General features: G+C 44.9%; 15 protein-coding genes. 10 read left to right on the top strand and 5 right to left on the bottom strand.

Annotated features, from left to right (window positions below; genetic code table 11):
• Positions 1-64: 64 nt before the first annotated feature.
• The 3 genes from KNQ07_RS04865 to KNQ07_RS04855 all read right to left on the bottom strand — a co-directional run bounded on the left by KNQ07_RS04865 (position 65) and on the right by KNQ07_RS04855 (position 3,252).
• Positions 65-1,003 carry a cation diffusion facilitator family transporter gene (locus KNQ07_RS04865; RefSeq protein ID WP_214765068.1) on the bottom strand — a complete coding sequence of 313 codons (939 nt, stop codon included), beginning with the start codon at positions 1,001-1,003 and terminating at the stop codon, positions 65-67.
• Between the two features lie 197 nt (positions 1,004-1,200).
• Positions 1,201-2,130 (bottom strand): peptidoglycan DD-metalloendopeptidase family protein, encoded by a 930-nt coding sequence (locus KNQ07_RS04860; RefSeq protein WP_214765066.1) that lies wholly within the window; start codon positions 2,128-2,130, stop codon positions 1,201-1,203.
• A gap of 387 nt (positions 2,131-2,517) precedes the next feature.
• Entirely contained in the window at positions 2,518-3,252 is a 735-nt protein-coding gene (locus tag KNQ07_RS04855; RefSeq protein WP_131502901.1) for a peptidoglycan DD-metalloendopeptidase family protein, read from the bottom strand.
• A 334-nt stretch (positions 3,253-3,586) separates the two neighbouring features.
• Here KNQ07_RS04855 and KNQ07_RS04850 point away from each other — a divergent pair, with 334 nt between their 5' ends.
• The 10 genes from KNQ07_RS04850 to KNQ07_RS04805 all read left to right on the top strand — a co-directional run bounded on the left by KNQ07_RS04850 (position 3,587) and on the right by KNQ07_RS04805 (position 12,084).
• Positions 3,587-4,048, top strand: a complete 462-nt coding sequence (locus KNQ07_RS04850; protein WP_251135840.1) for an NUDIX hydrolase — start codon at positions 3,587-3,589, stop codon at positions 4,046-4,048.
• A gap of 149 nt (positions 4,049-4,197) precedes the next feature.
• The gene (locus tag KNQ07_RS04845; RefSeq protein ID WP_214765062.1) at positions 4,198-5,073 is read left to right on the top strand and encodes an SDR family oxidoreductase; all 876 of its coding nucleotides are present in this window, start codon (positions 4,198-4,200) and stop codon (positions 5,071-5,073) included.
• 13 nt (positions 5,074-5,086) lie between these two features.
• Positions 5,087-5,275 carry a hypothetical protein gene (locus KNQ07_RS04840; RefSeq protein WP_028106573.1) on the top strand — a complete coding sequence of 63 codons (189 nt, stop codon included), beginning with the start codon at positions 5,087-5,089 and terminating at the stop codon, positions 5,273-5,275.
• 76 nt (positions 5,276-5,351) lie between these two features.
• Complete coding sequence (locus KNQ07_RS04835) at positions 5,352-7,361, top strand: catalase (RefSeq protein WP_214765060.1); 2,010 nt, start codon at positions 5,352-5,354, stop codon at positions 7,359-7,361.
• 540 nt (positions 7,362-7,901) lie between these two features.
• Positions 7,902-8,192, top strand: a complete 291-nt coding sequence (locus KNQ07_RS04830) for a hypothetical protein (protein WP_214765058.1) — start codon at positions 7,902-7,904, stop codon at positions 8,190-8,192.
• A 110-nt stretch (positions 8,193-8,302) separates the two neighbouring features.
• Positions 8,303-8,824, top strand: a complete 522-nt coding sequence (locus KNQ07_RS04825) for a hypothetical protein (protein WP_214765057.1) — start codon at positions 8,303-8,305, stop codon at positions 8,822-8,824.
• 307 nt (positions 8,825-9,131) lie between these two features.
• Complete coding sequence (locus KNQ07_RS04820; RefSeq protein WP_214765055.1) at positions 9,132-9,512, top strand: GntR family transcriptional regulator; 381 nt, start codon at positions 9,132-9,134, stop codon at positions 9,510-9,512.
• Positions 9,505-10,185 (top strand): ATP-binding cassette domain-containing protein, encoded by a 681-nt coding sequence (locus KNQ07_RS04815; protein WP_214765053.1) that lies wholly within the window; start codon positions 9,505-9,507, stop codon positions 10,183-10,185. The genes KNQ07_RS04820 and KNQ07_RS04815 overlap by 8 nt, the downstream gene beginning before the upstream one ends.
• Positions 10,182-10,994 (top strand): hypothetical protein, encoded by an 813-nt coding sequence (locus KNQ07_RS04810; RefSeq protein WP_214765051.1) that lies wholly within the window; start codon positions 10,182-10,184, stop codon positions 10,992-10,994. Before KNQ07_RS04815 ends, KNQ07_RS04810 begins: the two co-directional genes overlap by 4 nt.
• Positions 10,995-11,004: 10 nt before the next feature.
• On the top strand, positions 11,005-12,084 hold the full coding sequence (locus KNQ07_RS04805; protein ID WP_214765049.1) for a hypothetical protein: 1,080 nt from the start codon (positions 11,005-11,007) through the stop codon (positions 12,082-12,084).
• A 71-nt stretch (positions 12,085-12,155) separates the two neighbouring features.
• On the opposite strand, the gene KNQ07_RS04800 is transcribed toward KNQ07_RS04805, so the two are convergent.
• Both KNQ07_RS04800 and KNQ07_RS04795 read right to left on the bottom strand, forming a co-directional pair.
• Positions 12,156-12,653, bottom strand: a complete 498-nt coding sequence (locus KNQ07_RS04800; protein WP_214765047.1) for a C40 family peptidase — start codon at positions 12,651-12,653, stop codon at positions 12,156-12,158.
• A 188-nt stretch (positions 12,654-12,841) separates the two neighbouring features.
• On the bottom strand, positions 12,842-14,032 hold the full coding sequence (locus KNQ07_RS04795) for an MFS transporter (protein WP_214765046.1): 1,191 nt from the start codon (positions 14,030-14,032) through the stop codon (positions 12,842-12,844).
• Between the last annotated feature and the right edge of the window lie 161 nt (positions 14,033-14,193).

Here is a 14,193-nt window from a genome sequence, read left to right as displayed (position 1 = left end):
TAAGCAAAAAGGCGATTCTCCCGATTGAAGGGAAATCGCCTTTTTGGTTTAAGAACGGTTCTTGTTAATGCACATGCTTCTGTTCCCCATGACAGTACAGCTGATTCTCATGCTCGTGCTGAGCGGTCTCGACCTGAATCGTGGCATGGGTGATACCGACATGTTTTAAGTCATGGTCCAGTTGTTCCCGGATCGACTCCGATTCACGGACCGTCATGTCGTCTTTCACGACGACGTGGCAGGATAACGCATTGTAACCGCTCGTAATCGACCAAATGTGAAGATCGTGCAGACCGAGAATTGCTTCATTCGTCTGAATGGTCGAGACGACCTGTTCGATATCGACATCGCTCGGTGTGCCTTCCATCAGGACATGGACCGCGGCCTTCGTCACGTAATAGCCGCTGCGCAGAACGAGAATTGCGACGATGATACTGGCGAGCGGATCCGCAATTCCCCAGCCGAAGAACAGGATCAACAGGGCGGCAATGATGGCGCCGATGGATCCGAGCATGTCACTTAAGACATGCAGGTACGCACCGCGCATGTTCAGATTGTCTTCATGTCCGCCGCCGCGCGTCATGATCCAGGCAACGAGTAAGTTCACAAGAAGCCCGAGTGTACTGATGATTAACATCCCGGTCGTTGCGACAGCCGGAGGATCAACAAACCGCTGGACGGCTTCGACAAAGATATAAAGCGAAATGCCGATCAGGGCAACACCGTTAAAGATCGCCGCGAGAATTTCGAACCGCTTTGAGCCGAACGTCTTATTCGCATCCGGTTTCTGGTTTGAGAAGTGAAAGGCAGCGAGCGCAATCGCAAGTGAAATCGAGTCACTCAGCATATGTCCGGCGTCCGATAACAAAGCGAGACTGTTCGTCCAAAATCCGCCAATCACCTCGACGATCATAAACAGCGTGATGATAACGAATGACAGAAGTAAAACTTTTTTATTATCCGTGTGATGATGATGATGATGGTGATCATGGTCATGTGCCATAACGGTCCCTCCTGTTACATTCAAATGTCTGTTTGAATTATAAAATACAAAACGTCTGTGGTCAATCGACGTATGGTTCATTTCCCACGGATGGAAGAGATTGAAACGCAACTGCCCGAGCCTTAAATCGATGTATGGAATATCTGTAGAGACAAACACCCCCTCACTTCATAAGAAATGAGGGAGTGATCAAATCGTTATAAGTAGTTCAAGGGATTGACGCTGCTTGCCGCCGATGTCGCACTGTAGACGTATGTTCCGCGATGCAGTTCAAAATGAAGATGCGTTCCGAACGCATTTCCTGTTTGACCGACCGTACCGAGAAGCTGTCCTTTTGAGACCGATTGTCCGACTGAGACCGATCGGCTGTTCATGTGGGCATAGAGACTCGTGAAGGAAGCGCCGTCAATCGAATGCTTGACCATGACATAATTGCCGTACGCACCTTTTAATTGAGAAGTGATGACTTTCCCGGCTGCCGTTGCATAAACCGGTGTGCCTTTCGGGGCACCGTAATCGATTCCGTTATGGAACGTATAGCCGTAGACACCGCTTGCTTGACCATATCCTTGCGTGATCGGTCCACTGGTCGGCGTGATGAAATCGTTTGAGGCTTTGGTTGCCCCACCCGAATTGGTTAAGCTCGTGACCGTATATTTTTTAACATAATCGGCATGGACAAATCGTTTGTTGCCATTATATAAGAATTTAATCCAGTCTCCCGTCCGACCGAGGTAACGGAAGGTTTGTCCGCTGTTGACGATCCCGACCTGAGAACTGCTTGTGGACGAACTGCTTCTGACGCGGAGATTATCGACCATGATTTTGATTTTATATGATGTCGTGACAGAATATTTTTTGACATATGTAGAAGAGACGTAGACTTTACGTGATCCGTACATAATTTTTGTCCAATTTCCGGTCCGGCCTAAGTATTTGTATGTATCGCCTTTATCAAGACCGGTGATGATCCCGTATGTTGTAGCAGGACCGGTCCGTGCCCGTAATCCGTCGTTCATGACTTTGACCTTATAAAACGTTGCCGCATCTGCTTTTGGTACGGCATATGTCGAGAAACCGGCGACGGCGATAGCGGATACCGTCAGCGTAGTAAGTAATTTTTTCAAATCAGTAAATCCTCCTTTGAATCTGTCGGACTGAATCCGTATGTGGGTGGAGCAATATGTAAGGTTGTTCTATGATTTCTTAGATGAGTGTACCATTAGTAAAAATGTTTAAATATTACAATATTATTTCTATAATGTTTCGATATTTTATATTATAGAGAACAGAAAATCTATTTTACCTTAATTTAGGAATTTTAATTCTTATTGATTTTTCTGTAAAAGTCAGATTTTTATTGATTAGACAATGATTTTTAAAAAGTGTCAGGAAATCAGAACAATCAGTATGTTATGATGAATTTTCCAATAATTAGAATGAATTTATTTCAGAGGACTTATTTTCAAAAAGGTTTAAAAAAACGGACAACCGAAAACGGCTGTCCGAAATGATTATAAGACGCTGAGCGGATTGATCGTGTTGACGGCTGAAGTTCCGCTGTAAATGTAACCGCCGCGGTGCAGTTCGAAGTGAAGGTGTGAACCGGTTGAGTTTCCGGTGCTGCCGACATTTCCGATTTTTGAGCCTTTTGCGACTGATTGACCGGTGTAGACGGAACGTTTGCTGAGATGAGCATAAACACTTGTGTAGGTTGAACCGTTCACTTTATGTTTCATCATGACATAGTTGCCGTAGGCGCCTTGATAACCTGATTTAATGACTCTGCCGGAAGCAGTCGCACGGACCGTTTTCCCTGTGGCTGCTGCGATGTCGATGCCGTTATGGAACGTATATCCGTAGCGGCCGCTCGCTTTTCCGTATCCTTGAGAAATGCGTCCGCTTGTCGGACGGAGGAAACCTGTCGAGTGGGAAGCTTTTTTGGCTGTTGCCTTTTTCCCGATGCTGTATCGTTTTACATAACTGGAATAGACGTACCGTTTTTTACCGCCGTACGAAATTTTTGTCCACTTGCCTTTTTTACCATAGTATTTAAAAGTTTTTCCGGCATTGACACCGCCGACGATTTTATATTTTGTGGAAGGACCGGTCCGGACACGTAATCCATCGGCCATGACTTTGACTTTGTAAGAAGAAGAGCTTGCAGCCTCGACCTTACCTGTACCCGTGCTAGCAAATCCTGAAACGACGAGTGCGCTCATCGTGACGGTTGTTAAAATACGTTTCATGTAGTAGTTCCTCCTGATGTGAAAACAATTGACGGTCGATGAGTTGTGACAGATCGCATCTGTCTATAAGTTGTAGGCTGTATATGAATACTGCGTCGAAGTAGTGAATTTGATAAACCGAGTATAGCATCGAGTGTTTTGAAAATAATATTTCAGTTTGATTGCTTAAATATAGGTAATTAATATGTATTGTAATATATCGATAGGAATGATTCTGAAATACCGTTATACCAGGGAAAATTTTATTACAGGGTATGAGTTTTATGACATAATCCGGAATATGTGAAAATGTGATAAAGTATGGGTCGATAGCGAATTGGAGGAGAAGATGAAGATGGATATCAAGTTTACAGTAGGGCAACAACGCTTTAACCACCGGGCAGCGGCAGTCATTATCAAAGACGGACATCTGTTGATTCATCGGAATGTCCGGGATGAGTTTTGGGCATTGCCGGGCGGAAGGATTCAATTGATGGAGAACGGGGAGGCGGCTATCGTCCGGGAAATCAAAGAAGAACTCGGATTAAAGGCCGAGGTCACACGCTTTTTATCCGTTCATGAAAACTTTTTTACATATGAAGACGTATCTTTTCATGAAGTCGGCTTTTATTATGAAGTAACTATTTTGGGTGATATGGCGGTCACGACCGAAGAATTTTTCGGAGTGGAAGGCGAAGAATTGATTTATCGATATGTTCCAATCGAACAATTAGAGACAGTGAAGCTGTATCCTGAAAAATTGATGAAAATGATTCAGTCTGGTGAATGGTCGCCATTATTTTCAAATGAAGAATGACTGTGTTACGTTTCTTCTCCTCATATAGAAGAAACGAACTAAAAAAAACGATAATTTTTATCGTTTTTTTTTCGTTAGACGTTTATTGATATATGGCAAGGGAATGTTAATGAAGGTAGTCATTAAATAGTGAAAAGGGGTTGGGTCATATGCGCGAAGAAGAATTGGAGCAGATGCATCAACAAGCACGGGGACAAACACAGGATCAGCAACCGGGAATCGAAGCGGAAATGCATCCTGAACCGGTGTACGACGACCCGGAATACGTCGGATCAGGTAAGTTGAAAGGCAAAGTGGCGTTGATAACGGGCGGAGACAGCGGCATTGGGCGTGCCGTCGCGATTGCTTATGCCAAAGAGGGCGCAAATGTCGCCATCGTTTACTTGAATGAAGGACAGGATGCGGAAAAAACAAAACAGCTGATTGAAGGGTACGGTGTCAAAGCGTTGGCATTTGCGAAAGATGTCAGTCAACCGGAGAATGCCCAACCGATCATTGATCAGGTTATTCAAGAATTTGGTCAATTGAATATCCTGGTCAACAATGCCGGAAAACAGTTCCCACAAGACGATTTCTTGGCGATTACACCAGATCAGTTAAAAGAGACGTTCGAAACGAATCTCTTTTCGATGTTCTATCTGACGCAGGCTGCGTTACCGCATTTGAACAAGGAAGATTCAATCATCAATACATCGTCCGTCACGGCGTATCGCGGGGCACCATCACTAATCGATTACTCGGCGACCAAAGGGGCGATCACGACGTTGACCCGTTCGCTGGCATCAAACCTGATTGAAAAAGGAATCCGTGTCAACGCGGTCGCACCCGGACCGATTTGGACGCCGCTCATCCCAGCGACGTTCTCAAAAGAAAAAGTCGAAGCACACGGGGAAGACACACCGATGAAACGACGCGGACAACCGTCTGAAAACGCACCGGCATACGTTTATCTGGCGTCACGCGACTCAAGTTACGTCACCGGTCAGACGATTCATATCAACGGCGGCGATTTCATCACATCATAAGGAGGAAATAATCATGAAGAAAAATCCGAATGAAGTTCCAGAACACGAACCGAATCAACAACCGGACGAAATTCCGACGACACCTCCGTCAGAAATTCCGGAGACGCCGCAGGAAGATCCGATCCGTCAACCGGAGCCGGACACGTTCCCGGAACCAACGGAAATTCCGGATACACCGCAAGAGGATCCGACGCCTTATTAAACCAAACGGAACACGTTGGCTGGCATTTGAGACAAGGTAGCGTGGAACGGTTCAGTACTTACGGGGAGGTACAGATATGGGAAACAAAAAAGAAGAACAGTTGAAGGCGCATCAAATTGATCATACGAAAAAGGCGGGGTTGACGACAAACCAAGGGTTGAAAATTGCGGAGGACGAATTTTCGCTGAAAGCGGGATTACGGGGACCGACCTTGATGGAAGACTTCCATTTCAGAGAAAAGATGACGCATTTTGATCATGAACGCATCCCGGAACGGATCGTCCATGCACGGGGTGTCGGTGCCCACGGCGAATTTCAGGTATATGAATCGCTTAATGAACTGACGAAAGCCGACTTTTTAAAGGATCCTTCAAAAACAACACCTGTTTTTGTTCGTTTCTCTACGGTCCAAGGATCACGTGGGTCCGGTGATACGGTTCGCGATGTCCGTGGTTTTGCAACGAAATTTTATACGGATGAAGGAAACTATGATCTTGTAGGGAATAATATCCCGGTTTTCTTCATCCAGGATGCCATTAAATTTCCCGACCTCGTCCACGCGGTCAAACCGGAACCGCATACAGAAGTCCCACAAGGCGCGAGTGCCCACGATACATTTTGGGATTTTGTCGGGCAAAATCACGAAACAGCACACATGGTGATGTGGGCGATGAGTGACCGTGGCATTCCGCGCAGCTTGCGGATGATGGAAGGATTTGGGGTGCATACATTCCGTCTCGTCAATGCTGAGGGAAAAGCCCATTTCGTAAAGTTTCACTGGAAACCGAAATTGGGTGTACATTCGCTCGTTTGGGACGAAGCACAAAAAGCACTCGGGAAAAACGGGGATTTCCACCGGGTTGATTTGTACGAGGCAATCAATAAAGGGGACTTCCCGGAATGGGAACTCGGTTTACAGCTGATTGCAGAAGAGGATGAATTCAAGTTTGATTTTGATATCCTGGATCCTACGAAGTTATGGCCGGAAGAAGACATTCCGGTTCGCCTTGTCGGAAAGATGACACTTAATCGCAACGTCGATAATTTTTTTGCCGAAACTGAACAAGTGGCATTCCATCCTGGACACATCGTACCGGGAATTGATTTTTCAAATGATCCGCTTCTGCAAGGCCGTTTGTTTTCCTATACCGACACGCAGCTTTCGCGTCTTGGCGGACCAAACTTCCATCAAATCCCGATCAACAAACCGGTTTGTCCGTTCCACAATAACCAACGGGACGGCATGCATCAGATGAACATCGACCGGGGACAGACAAGTTATCATAAAAATGCTCTTAACGATAATCAGCCTGCGCCGGTACCGGTTGAACAGGGCGGCTTTGAACATTATCAGGAAAAGGTCGATGGACATAAAGTCCGGGGACGGAGTGAGAGTTTCCTTGATTTTTATTCGCAAGCGAAACTTTTTTATAACAGTATGACTGAAGTGGAAAAACAGCATATTCAAGAAGCATGCAGTTTTGAACTCGGTAAGTGTGAAGCCGATCTCGTGAAAGTCAATGCCGTCGATTTGTTGAACCGTATCGATCATAAGTTGGCGACGGTTGTGGCAGCGAACATTGGCATTGAACCACCGACGGAGGATCTCGGTGTCCAGTCCGATCGTCGTTCCGAGGCTCTGAGTATGGCAGACACGATCCGGAAACCCGATACCCGGAGTGTCGCTATATTGCTTGCCGGAGACATTGAAGCGAATCAAGTCACATCCTGGGTGGAACAATTCGCCAGCCAAGGTATCAATTACAGTCTCGTCGCGAAGCGCGCTCAGACCATCGGGAGTTTAAAAATCAAGGAAACGTATGATACGGTGGATTCCAGTTTGTTTGATGCTGCCTTTTTAGTCAGCACGGCATCTGAAATTGAGGATACGGTCCTTGAATTTATTGAAAACACTTATAAACATTACAAACCCCTTGCACTTCATGTGCATGACAAACAAGCACTTGAAAAATGCCGTGTTAAACGCGACCAACCCGGTGTTTTTGAAATTGTTGAAGACGACTCGGATCATGTCGGGCACTTCATCAAGGGAATTGCCCAAGCTCGTTTTTGGGATCGTCAATAAAAATCTTGTGACACCTTCCTTATCTAAACAGGAAGGTGTTTTTTCGTCGTAATATGACCGGAAAAAGTGTCCGCTCAACTTATTAAGATGATTCAAGTGACACAACTACCGCTTGGAGAAGTCGTCACGAAAGCGGAAACCATCCAAATTAATACTGTATCAAAAAAGAATACGAAGTGAAGAAACTCGATTGGGCAGGTGATGTACTTTGTGTGTCCGGGACCGGATATAAATAGTCAAAAGTTTCTTAAAATCGCCGGACAAAGTCGCGGGCGCGAAATGATTGACCGTAATTCAACACTGAATGCAAACATAGATGTGGGAAAACCGGGTGAATGTAGTTGCTTTCGGACTGCACTAACTGATTCGTCAATCTGTTGCTGTTCCCGATGAATACGGAACCAGTGACTGGTGCGATGGTTAGGTTATGAATAGACCAATGATTTTCTTTATATGGATAATTTTATTTTATTATTCTTATAAATGGGAACCAAGCCCTTTCTGGATGCGTAGTCTAACTATACGAAAGGGGAGGTTCATATGGACGTTGTTTTAGGGTTACTTGCTGCAGGCGGAATGTTTTGGTTTTTCTTCAGTTATCTGTTAGGATTTCGGAAGAAAAACATCTCGATGACTTTTGATGATCGGTTCTATACACTAGATGAGCACGTGAAAGCAATCGAGCAGAAGCTGAAGCAAGACGGGAAATTGGTCGAATACTTAGGGAACCGCCGCTTTTTAGTAAACGGGAAACGATATTTGTTCATTGAGCGAACGGTTCCGATGTCAGGTATTCCAATGCAACAAACAATTCTTGAATATCAAAAATAAGTTAAATGAATTCAAAATACCGCCTCCGTCATGAGTGCGGTATTTTAGTATGCTTTTCATTAATGGCATCAGCGTTGATTTTATAAACTATAGGAAAGGTTGACAACAGCTTGGATAAATATTCTCCGCAAGAATTCGGTGCGAAAAATATAGCGTTTATAGATCAAATGATGGTGGAACGTTTTCATGCCATTTCCGTCGATAAAAACGACGAAAAAATTGCGAGAGTGATGGAGGACCCATTCTTACCTTCGTCTGATACGATTTGCGGCGTGTATTGCATTTATAGAAAATCCGTATTAGATGTATTAAGCGGCAACATAGCATTTTTCAGCAGTTATGAATTTGAAGCGGCATGTTCTTCAGACAAACTAATAACAGAGGAATATGTGGAGGATGTATTGGATTTTGCAACAGTGGTGATCATTGCTTCGGAAGACAAAAAATATATGTCCCACTACTTCATTGGTGGAAATTCTAAAAAACTCAACTGTATATTAAATGTGTGTTCAGGAGTTACGAAAATTGCGAATAAAAAAAATTTTAGTCATACCATTAAGCGTTTTAAAGAAGACGTTAGTGTCGTTGAAAACATGGATTATTTGAAAAATATACTGAACGAAATAGTGTAAGGAAAGAGAGAAGGTGCTGATCAAAGTGCACTTTCTCTCTTTCTGTTTGCGCAACCTTCAAAAGAGTATTGATATGAGAAATTTAATCGTGGACTTAAAATATTTTAAAAATGCAAATGTTTTAAGTAAATGAAGCAGCAAAAAAAGTTACAGGCACTATATCTGCCATCTAATTCTATCCCTATGAATTAGGGGGGAAATATTTTTTGGAAATGGATTGACAGTCAACTGTACTACGCGTATGATACAGAGAGAAAGTGTATTACTGTTTTAATACAGTAAATGGGAAAGGGAGGTCAAGACCACGATGCAATTTGACCAAAGAAGCCCGGTGTATCTTCAAGTCGTCCGATGGTTCAAGGAACAAATCGCGACGGAAGAACTGAAATGCGGGCAGGAAATTCCATCACGCCGTGAAATCGCTGCGCAGCTTGGAATCAATCCAAATACAGCACAGAAAGCCTATAAGGAAATGGAGGAACAACACTTGATCACGACAGAACGGAACGTCCCAAGTAAAATCACGATGGATCAGGAAGTAGTCAAAAAAGTTCGGACGGAGATGCTGGATGAAGCAGTCGCCCAGTTCATCGAGGCGGTCCAGGCAATTCAGATTCCGCTCGGTGAAGTCGTCACGAAAGTCGAGACGATGTATCAATCAACGGAACGGAGGAAGATCGATGCTTGAAGTCCATGGCTTGAAAAAACGATACGGTCGTAAAAAACCGATTCTTGAAGGTGTCTCCTTTTCGGTGCGTCCGGACAGCATCACTTGCCTGATCGGTTTAAATGGCGAAGGTAAATCAACAATCTTAAAAGCGATCATGGGACTTGTCCCGGTCGATGCCGGAACCGTCCTCGTCGACGAAGAAGTCACACGTGAAAAAATCGCCTTTGTTCCAGATCTACAAACGATGCCCGGTTACATGACGATTGGTGATGCCCTGCTTTATATGAGTGACTATTATCCGGACTGGAATCCGAAGGTCGCGGAAGAATTGATGGGCTTGTTCAAGCTATTGACGACCGACAAGATTTTAGAACTGTCAAAAGGAAATCAGGCGAAGTTCAGTTTAGTGCTTGGTTTTGCACTCGACCGTCCGTACCTGTTGCTTGACGAACCGTTCGCCGGAATTGATTTATTTACGAAAGAACAGATTGCCTGGATTTTTTCGAGTCATTACATGGAAGGACGTGGCATCCTGATGACGACACACGAAATCATTGAAATCGAACATTTGATTGACCGGGTCGTCTTTTTACAGGACGGCCGGATCATTGATGAACATGATACGGAAGAGATGCGCGAAGTATACGGAAAATCGGTCCAGGACCGGATGCGGGAGGTCTATCAACGATGAAACAATACCTGATGTTAACGAACGAAGAGTTGAAACGAAGCTGGAAAATCATTGTCTCCGTCATCCTCGCGATGGCGAGTATCGAAATCCTGACCGTCGTCGGACGGGTCATCTATCATGAACGTCAGGTGCAGGATTATATGAGCTACGCGAAAGTAAGCGAATCGGAAGCAATCCGAACGATTGAAAAGTTATCGTTTGAACAGGCCAGCTCGTATTTCAGCTATATCATCCTGATCGGGGTAGCTCTTGTCTTGCTGTATGCCGTTCAGATCTGGTACCGGGACTGGCTCGGAGAGTCCAAGTACATATACCGTTTACTGCTTTTACCGGGCAGCCGGGCCAAAATCTTTTTTGCTAAATGGACAGCTCTGGCTCTTGTCATCATCAGCTTTATCGGCTTGCAGTGGGTGGTCATCCAGCTCAGCTATGTGATCTTCAACTGGCTGATTAAAGACGATTACCGTGCAACTTCTGCTCTTGGATTGTCACGGACTTTAAAACAGTTGTATACGATGAATCTGTCAGATGTACTCGTCATTGTAACGCTTGCCCTGTTTACGGTCAGCTTTTTGTTTATGCTCGTACTGCTGGAACGGTCGTATCGCAAAGCAAAAGGACTGTTGTTTATCGTCCTTGAAGTCATTGCTATTGTCGTCATCATGATGGGCGGTATGTACGTCATTGAAACGCTCGATATCTTTTTGTCACAGGAAATATCTGCAATCATGATAGCGATTTTTGTTCTCTATTTTATTTATACGATTTGGAAAAGCCTGCGCTTATTAAAATGGAAAATTTCGGTCTGAGGAGGACGTCATGCGAAAATTTAAATTTGTACTTATACTGGCTGTTGTCAGCTTCTTGACGATAGGTATCTATACCATATTTATTCAATCGATTGATGAATCGGACTTTATCGTTGAGACGGTCAAAGGCGACCCGAAACAGCAGGCTGTCCGTTCCGTTCATGCAGAACTTCATGATCAAGGGTTAAAAAAAATGGATTATAAAGTTGGATTAGACGGTCGTGTCCAAAAGACGGAGGATAGTCTAGTTAGCGGTTTGTTTGAAAGCCCATTTGATGAAAAAAATGCACCGAACGATTTCCGACGCTTTATGCGTAACGATTACGTCATTACGCTGGAACAGGATGGAATTTCATATGCGACGGGTGCGCCAGACAATGACAAATGGGAGCTGCAGTACTGGGAAGACGGCAAGCAGCGTGTCGTCAAAAAAATATTTCCGGCACCTGCTGAAGCTAGGAAGCTAGGAAAAACCGAGCTTTATCCGTATAAACGGATTGGAAACAGTATGTATGTTATTGCGCGAGATTATGAATCCGAATCAAAAACATTGTTATACAAAATTGATTTAAAAAACGAAACGATTCGAAAAATCAATTTACCATTTACCTCTAAAGATGAGTTCTATCTTCTAGGAATCCATGATGAAACGATTGTTTATTATACGTCGGAAGGTGTAGAAGGATCAGATGAGACAATAGAAAAAGTATATATGAGCGACGGAAAAACATCTCAACTTTTAAAAGGATTAAAGTCGGTTGGTGCTAACCAAACCGAACTGAGTGCGGATGGAACAAAACTGATCCTACTTGAACGCGAACCAAAAGATTTAATATGGGCAGTTTATGATCTGGCATCGAAGAAATCGACAAAATATAAGATAGGTATCCCGTTAGTATTAGATGAGTCTGGATTAGGTGAGTATACCGAGCTGAAAGATGATTTGATTTACACGGCGAATCGAACTGGTGACGGTGTTATCAATGTCCTTGTCGTCGACGCAATATCAAACCGCGTCTTGTATGAGGGAAACATCAAGGACAAATTAAAACGAGCAGAAACTACACTCAATGAACTTGTCTTGAACTAACGAACAACTTTAATAACTCCAAAAAAACGCAATCCGGAACTCTTCAAGAGTTTCAGATTGCGTTTTTTGTTTCACTGATACGATTTGATGATGATGTCCTGTTTCGTGTAGTAACTCCATGTCAGGTCCTGCGATTCAACCTTTTTCGTCGTCACGGCAACAAACTTGTTTTTCCCGGTGTAGATTCCGACGAAGTTCGGTGATTTCGCCTTTTTCGCCTGGACGAACAACAGATCGCCCGGGACGGCTTTTTTGAATGTGACCGTCTTCAGCGGCATAGCGGCTTGTTTCGCAATTGTCCGCTCGAGTGTCAGACCGCTTTTTTGATAAACGTATTGTGTGAAGCCGGATGCGTCAAAGCCTTTTGTTGTCGTCCCGCCTTCTTTATATGGTGTTCCGATCAAAGACGTCGCGAGTTTCGTAATCGCCGCTTTCTTTTTTGCAAGTGCTTTTTCTGATAATGGTTTCGCTGTCTCGCCTTTAGTCGGTGTTGCAGCAAATGTCGTGACCGGACTAACCGTCGCTGTCAGTAAGAGGGCTGTTAATGGAAGGGCATAATACGATTTCATAGTAAAATCTCCTTTTTCGTAAGTGGGATGAACAACTGACTTTACCGTACCATGCCGATTGGAAAATAAAGCAACAAATTAGATACGTTCACCTAACAGTGTTGTAAGGTTCGGTCTGAGTCTCCGCTACAAAAAGACGCCCGTTCCGTGTGCCTCACGAGAGGACACCATGGAAACAGACGCTTTTTTTATGAATGTTGATCGAGCCGGTGACTGACCGCCGTCAACGCAGCTGCGAGTATAGCAACGGCACCACCGACAAGGGCGATGTTCATGATCGGACCGTTTGCATACACGAGTCCGCCGAGTGCGGAACCGAAGGCAATCCCGACGTTGCTTGCGACCGGCATCAGGGAAGCAGCAAGCCCTTTCGCTTCCGGATTAAACTTTTCTGCCAGGTCGATCAGATAAATTTGCGTCGACGTCGTCAATAAAATCGACATCAAGGACATCAAGGCAATGTTGATCAGGCCAAGCGATACCGACGCTGTCGTCACGTAGAGAGCAGCGAGGACGATCGCCTGAACGATGAAGACGAACCGGAGACGGCCGATCGGATTCCGACTGGCGATTTTACCGGCCAAGATGTTACTGAAGATCGAGACGACACCGTAAGCGAGTAAAATCGGACTGATCCAGGCTGACGGCAATTTCAGTTCCAACTCAAGCACGGGCACGAGATACGTATAGACGACGTATGTCGCACCGAATCCGAATGAGGGAATGAAAAAGGCGATCATGATCCGTGGATTGGCGAGTAAACTGAGCTGTTCGCGGATCGAACCGGATGATTCCGATTGCTGGACTGGAACGACTTTCAAAACAGCAAGCAGAGCGACGACACCAAGACTGCTCGTCAGCCAAAACGTGGCAGAGTAACCGGCATGTTGTCCGATGAATGTGCCAATCGGCACACCGAGGACGTTTGCCATCGTGAATCCACCGAAGATGAAGGAGACAGCGACGCCGCGTTTCGCGATCGGCACACTGTCGCTTGCGACGACCATTGCCAGTGAAATCAGGACACCCGTCAGAACAGCCGTCACGATTCGTGACAACAGCAACAGTTCATAATTCGGTGCGATCCCGCTGCAGATATTCAAAATGATCCAGACGAAAATCAGACTGAGCATTAACTTCCGCCGTTCGAGGTGTCCGGTCAAGGACATCGTAATCGGTGTTCCGATGGCGAAGGCGATCGCAAAGGCGGAGACGAGTGTCCCGGCTTTTGCAATCGTGATGTTCAGACCGTCCGCAATTTCAGATAAAATACCGACGATGACGAATTCGCTTGTTCCAAGGACAAACGTCAACATGGATAACGTCGCGATTAACAGCCAGTCGGCTTGACTCAAACGAGTCGATGATGATGATGACATAAATAATTCCCCACTTCTGGCGCCTGTGCGCAAAAAAACTATCGTTTATCAGAATAGCATGATTTAACAAGGGCGGAAACCGGATTTGCCTGACACAGAAAAAGAAGCATTATTGTGAATAGACAGTCAATTTCACCTGTCACAGATTCGGGTATACTAAC

The sequence above is a fragment of the Exiguobacterium sp. s145 genome, from assembly GCF_018618835.1.
Taxonomy (GTDB): domain Bacteria; phylum Bacillota; class Bacilli; order Exiguobacteriales; family Exiguobacteriaceae; genus Exiguobacterium_A; species Exiguobacterium_A artemiae.
The sequence above is the reverse complement of the archived record's forward strand: the minus strand, read 5'-3'. Positions and strand labels throughout refer to the sequence as shown.

Bases quoted from the DNA above. Each gene is read 5' to 3' on its own strand.
- KNQ07_RS04865 (WP_214765068.1), bottom strand. From the start codon at position 1,003: ATGGCACATGACCATGATCACCATCATCATCATCATCACACGGATAAT.
- KNQ07_RS04855 (WP_131502901.1), bottom strand. From the start codon at position 3,252: ATGAAACGTATTTTAACAACCGTCACGATGAGCGCACTCGTCGTTTCA.
- KNQ07_RS04850 (WP_251135840.1), top strand. From the start codon at position 3,587: ATGGATATCAAGTTTACAGTAGGGCAACAACGCTTTAACCACCGGGCA.
- KNQ07_RS04845 (WP_214765062.1), top strand. From the start codon at position 4,198: ATGCGCGAAGAAGAATTGGAGCAGATGCATCAACAAGCACGGGGACAA.
- KNQ07_RS04840 (WP_028106573.1), top strand. From the start codon at position 5,087: ATGAAGAAAAATCCGAATGAAGTTCCAGAACACGAACCGAATCAACAA.
- KNQ07_RS04835 (WP_214765060.1), top strand. From the start codon at position 5,352: ATGGGAAACAAAAAAGAAGAACAGTTGAAGGCGCATCAAATTGATCAT.
- KNQ07_RS04830 (WP_214765058.1), top strand. From the start codon at position 7,902: ATGGACGTTGTTTTAGGGTTACTTGCTGCAGGCGGAATGTTTTGGTTT.
- KNQ07_RS04820 (WP_214765055.1), top strand. From the start codon at position 9,132: ATGCAATTTGACCAAAGAAGCCCGGTGTATCTTCAAGTCGTCCGATGG.
- KNQ07_RS04815 (WP_214765053.1), top strand. From the start codon at position 9,505: ATGCTTGAAGTCCATGGCTTGAAAAAACGATACGGTCGTAAAAAACCG.
- KNQ07_RS04810 (WP_214765051.1), top strand. From the start codon at position 10,182: ATGAAACAATACCTGATGTTAACGAACGAAGAGTTGAAACGAAGCTGG.
- KNQ07_RS04805 (WP_214765049.1), top strand. From the start codon at position 11,005: ATGCGAAAATTTAAATTTGTACTTATACTGGCTGTTGTCAGCTTCTTG.
- KNQ07_RS04800 (WP_214765047.1), bottom strand. From the start codon at position 12,653: ATGAAATCGTATTATGCCCTTCCATTAACAGCCCTCTTACTGACAGCG.
- KNQ07_RS04795 (WP_214765046.1), bottom strand. From the start codon at position 14,032: ATGTCATCATCATCATCGACTCGTTTGAGTCAAGCCGACTGGCTGTTA.